The organism is uncultured Anaerotruncus sp. (assembly GCF_902490045.1).
Taxonomy (GTDB): Bacteria; Bacillota; Clostridia; order Oscillospirales; family Ruminococcaceae; genus Anaerotruncus.
In genome coordinates, this window is sequence record NZ_CABUCJ010000157.1 from 1 (window position 1) to 4,719 (window position 4,719).

At 64.3% G+C, this 4,719-nt stretch carries 4 protein-coding genes and 2 riboswitches; all 4 genes read left to right on the top strand.

All coding sequences use genetic code 11. The annotated features are described in order from the left end of the window. Positions 1–272: 272 nt before the first annotated feature. A riboswitch (FMN riboswitch) is annotated at positions 273–392 on the top strand. 103 nt (positions 393–495) lie between these two features. Next, entirely contained in the window at positions 496–1,056 is a 561-nt protein-coding gene (locus RDM88_RS11880; protein ID WP_308755042.1) for an ECF transporter S component, read from the top strand. Between the two features lie 54 nt (positions 1,057–1,110). Continuing rightward, positions 1,111–1,204, top strand: a riboswitch (SAM riboswitch). 120 nt (positions 1,205–1,324) lie between these two features. Beyond that, entirely contained in the window at positions 1,325–3,109 is a 1,785-nt protein-coding gene (locus tag RDM88_RS11885; protein WP_308755043.1) for an N-acetylmuramoyl-L-alanine amidase, read from the top strand. Beyond that, positions 3,106–3,846 (top strand): hypothetical protein, encoded by a 741-nt coding sequence (locus tag RDM88_RS11890; RefSeq protein WP_308755044.1) that lies wholly within the window; start codon positions 3,106–3,108, stop codon positions 3,844–3,846. Before RDM88_RS11885 ends, RDM88_RS11890 begins: the two co-directional genes overlap by 4 nt. Before the next feature lie 52 nt (positions 3,847–3,898). Then, positions 3,899–4,719: methionine adenosyltransferase (gene metK / locus RDM88_RS11895; protein ID WP_308755045.1), on the top strand; the 821-nt coding region annotated here is incomplete at its 3' end.

Genomic DNA, 4,719 nt, shown 5'->3' on the forward strand with positions numbered 1-4,719 from the left:
CCCCCCTTGAGAATCCCCCCACCGCTCACGTCCAGCCAACTGCAAGAAGAAGGCATATGCAAATGTATCCACTGGGAGGGGGCATCCGGCAGGCCCTCCGCTTTCTGGGTGGGAAATCTAAAACCAGCGCGCGGCGGAACGCGCCCGTGATTCCTGCCGCTTGGAAAGCGGAAATTCCCGATGAAGCTCCGCCGGGCGCAGTGCGGCAAACCAAAGTCCCACGGCAAAGCCCCCTTGACAAAACGCCGTCATGCGCTATAATAAAACCACAAAGTCTGTTTCAGGGCGGGGTGAAAGTCCCCACTGGCGGTACAGTCCGCGAACCGGTGCAAGCCGGCCGAATGGGTGCGATTCCCATACCAACGGTATAGTCCGGATGAAAGAAACGGCGTATATTCGCGGTTTTTCCGCCGATATGCCCGCGCCCTTGAACCTCGGTTCAAGGGCGTTTTCAGTTCCCCGGCAGGCTCCAAACATTTTTTGGAGGTATGACACATGAAAGCATCCCAGACCACCCGCAAGCTCACCACCATCGCCATGCTGGCCGCCGTATCGGTCCTGCTGGTCGCGCTCGTCCGCATCCCGTTTCCGCCCGCGCCCTTCCTCGAGTACGACCCGGCCAACATCCCGATTTTTATCTGCACCTTCCTCTACGGGCCGGTGGCGGGGCTCGGCCTCACCCTTGTCGTCGCGGTCATCCAGGGAACGACCTTCAGCGCGGGAAGCGGCGTCATCGGCATCGTGATGCACTTTTTAGCGACAGGCACCTTCGCGCTGCTCGCGGGAAATATCTACCGCCGCCGCCACACCCGCTCAGGCGCTGCGCTGGCGCTCGTTGCCGGCGTCGCGGCGATGACCGCGGTGATGGTGCTCTGCAACCTCGTCTTCACCCCGATCTTCATGGGCACCCCGGTCGAGGCGGTTATCCCGATGCTTCTTCCGGTTATCATCCCGTTTAACCTGATGAAGGGGATTATCAACGCCGTCGTCACCTATTTCGTCTACAAACCGATCGCGCGGCTGGTGAAGCACGAGGAGGCCGTGCGCCCCGCATAGTGCTTGACATTTTCTGGCGTATCCTGTAGAATGACAAAGACAAGTGAATATTTTACCTTATAAAGAGCGGCGGAGGGACTGGCCCTGTGAAGCCCGGCAACCTGCATTGCAAGGTGCCAAATCCAGCGGTATGACCGAGAGATGAGGAAATAACAGCGTCCGGCATATCGTCGGGCGCTTTTTGTTTTGATTTGACAGGAATTGGCCGCAGGAAAACACGGCCGAATCCCCACTGTATAAGAAATATTGCGCAACAGGGGGTAAACAGGTGAAAATAGACGGAATGTGCAGAAAACTCATTTCCACGGCGCTGGCGGCGGCGCTCTGCGTGGGGCTGGCGGCGCCCTCCCTCGCGGCGGGCGGCTACAACGACTTCGACGCGATCACCAGCCACGTCAACCTCAAGGTGCCGGCCCGGCTGACCCTGACCCGCCCGTCGGATGACGTCTCCACCTCGGCGGCGGCCTACTTCATCACGGGTGGTTCCGATCCCGACCAGAAGCTGACGATGAACGGCGAGGCGGTTTCGGGACGGGGCGCGCGCGGCAGCTTCGGCGTGCTTGTGGCGCTCCAGAAGGGGGTCAATACCTTCGTCTTCCGCAACGGCGGCCGTTCGGAGGAGATCAACATCACGCGCGGGGCGGACACCCCGGTTACGATCACGAACATCCGAAGCGCGGTCCCCTCCTTCGACTGCGCGACCTACTCGGGCGAGACGATCAGCTTGCAGTGCACCGCGCCGTCGGGCGCGCAGGTGACCGCGACGGTCGGCGGGCGGCAGGTGGCGCTCAAACAGGCTGCGGCCACCGCCGTGGCGGGCGTGCCCGCGACCTTCTCCGCCAAGACGACGGCGGGCGAGGTGGACGGCACCCGCAACCTCGGCCCCGTCACCTACACGATGACCTACAAGGGAAAGACCAGCTCGGTCAAATCGGCGGGCAGCGTCTACCTGACCGGCAGCGGCAGCCGCCTGTACGTCGAGGTGAAGAACGTGGCGGCGAGCGTCTACAAGGACGCGGCGGCGAGCGCCTTTATCGAGACGGCCAAGGGCGGCGCGGTCGACTATGTCACCGAGGTCGGGAATATGTACCGCCTGTCGACGGGCGGCTGGATTCCCAAGGAGTCGGTGCAGCCGCTGGAGGACCAGGTGAACATCCGCAGCAAGGTGTCCGGCGTCTCCTTCGAGCAGACTGGAAGCGGCGAATATTATACCTTCCACGGCACCGCGAACACGATGTTCCGGGCCTATATGGACAGTGAAAAGCTCTATGTGAAGCTCTTCAACACGACCGGCGTCGTGGACCACGCGGACGGCATGGCGGACGGCAGCGAGCTGTTCGACGCGGTCGGGGTGACCGAGGAGGACGGCGACACGGTCATGCAGTTTATGCGTTCGGGGTCCCGGCGTCTGTGGGGCTACGACATCAGCTACGACGACGGCGACGTCATCCTCTACGCCAAGTACGCGCCCCGGGTTTCGGGCGGCAGCCAGCCGCTCTCCGGCGTGACGATCGCGGTGGACGCGGGCCACGGCGGCGCCGACCCCGGCGCGATCGGAATCCCCGGCACGGGCGGCGCGATGGAGAAGGATATCACCCTCGCCTCGGCGGTCGCGGTGCAGAAGCGGCTGGAATCGCTCGGCGCGAAGGTCGTGCTCTGCCGCACGGGGGACGACGACGTGGATATGAATCAGCGGATGCAGATCACGCTGGAAAACCGCGCCGACCTCTTCATCTCGCTCCACTGCAACAGCCTCGCCTACACCAAGGATATGAACACGATCGGCGGCACCGAGGTCTACTACTTCGAGCCGATCTCCAAGAGCCTCGCCTCGACCCTCTCGGCGAACGTGGCGGGCTATACCGGGCGCACCAACCGGGGCGCGAAGCAGTCCAACTACCGCGTGACCCTCAACGCCTTCGCGCCGTCGGTGCTCGTGGAGATGGGCTTTGTCACCAATCCAGCCGAGTACGACAGCATGACCAGCCGTAGCGGCATCTACCAGACCGCCAACGCGATCGGGGACGGCGTGCTGGCGGTGCTGGGCGTATGACGCGCGTAAGGACTCTGGCCGGCCTGCTCGCGCTGCTGCTGGCGCTGGCAGGCTGCGCGGCGCGCGGCGGGGAGGCCCCGCCCGCAAGCCCGGGGGCGTCGGGCCAGGCGGAATCCGCCGCGCCCGAAAGCGCGCCGGAGCCGGAACCCCCGGCGGAGCCCGACTACACCGACCCGGCGGTCTGCCAGAAGACCTTTTTCGCCCCCTACGGCAACCTGATCTACGCCGAGGCTTGGGAGCACTACGAGGACCTCGGCCCGGATGCCCTCTTCCAGTTCACGGTGCAGCAAAACTACCACATTTACATGTCCAAGATCGACTACGCCGGGCGGTACGGCCCCGAATGGGAGCGTATCGACCCGCCGGAGGACGGGGAGGGCTTTGCGTCCTATCCCGCCGAGGAGGTCGAGGCGACGGCGCTCGCCTATTTCGGCGCGCCCGCCGACTACCTGCGCACCGCCTATTCCTATGACGCGGAGAAAAACGACTACCAGATGCGGGGCGGCGGCCTCGGCGAGGAGTGGTGGCCGCGTGTGCTCTCCGCCGAACGGGAGGGGGACCTGCTGCGCATCTCCTACGAGGTGTGGACGGAGGTCTACACCGTTCTGGACGGCGAGGGAAACGCGTCCGAAATTTCCGGGCGGAAGGTCTACTCCGCCGTCATGACGGTGGAGCTTTTGGACGGGGGCGGCTTCCAATACCGGTCGGTGGAGGTCATGCCTGAGGAAGCGGCGTAAAACTTGTATATTGAAGCCCAAAGGGGCTGGACGAAAGGAAGTTCGATAGAAGATGGCCAAGTACCTTTTTACCTCGGAGTCAGTGACCGAGGGACATCCCGACAAAATCTGCGACCAGATTTCCGACGCGGTGCTCGACGCGATCATCGCGAAGGACCCGCAGGCGCGCGTGGCGTGCGAGACGGCGGTGACGACCGGCATGGTGCTCATCATGGGGGAGATTTCCACCAACTGCTATGTGGACATCCCCGCCGTGGCGCGCGACGTGATCAAGGGGATCGGCTACGACCGCGCGAAATTCGGCTTTGACTACGCGACCTGCGCGGTGCTGACGAGCATCGACGAGCAGTCGGGCGACATCGCGCTCGGCGTTGACGAGGCGCTCGAGCAGAAGCAGGGCGCGGGCGACGAGGCGGATTCGACCGGCGCGGGCGACCAGGGCATGATGTTCGGCTATGCGTCGGACGACACCCCCGAACTGATGCCGATGCCGATTTCGCTGGCCCACCGCCTGGCCAGGCGGCTCTCGGAGGTCCGCCACGACGGGACGCTTCCATACCTGCGGCCGGACGGCAAGACGCAGGTGACGGTCGAATACGAGGACGACGCGCCGGTGCGCGTCGACGCGGTGGTCATCTCCAACCAGCACTCCCCCGACATCTCTCTCGAGCAGATCCGCGCGGACGTGATCGCGGAGGTCATCGACAAGGTGATCCCCTCCGAGCTGATGGACGACCGCACGAAAATCTATGTGAACCCCACCGGCCGGTTCGTGATCGGCGGCCCGCAGGGCGATTCGGGGCTCACCGGCCGCAAGATCATCGTCGACACCTACGGCGGCTTCGGCCGGCACGGCGGCGGCGCCTTCTCGGG

Bases quoted from the DNA above. Each gene is read 5' to 3' on its own strand.
- RDM88_RS11880 (WP_308755042.1), top strand. From the start codon at position 496: ATGAAAGCATCCCAGACCACCCGCAAGCTCACCACCATCGCCATGCTG.
- RDM88_RS11890 (WP_308755044.1), top strand. From the start codon at position 3,106: ATGACGCGCGTAAGGACTCTGGCCGGCCTGCTCGCGCTGCTGCTGGCG.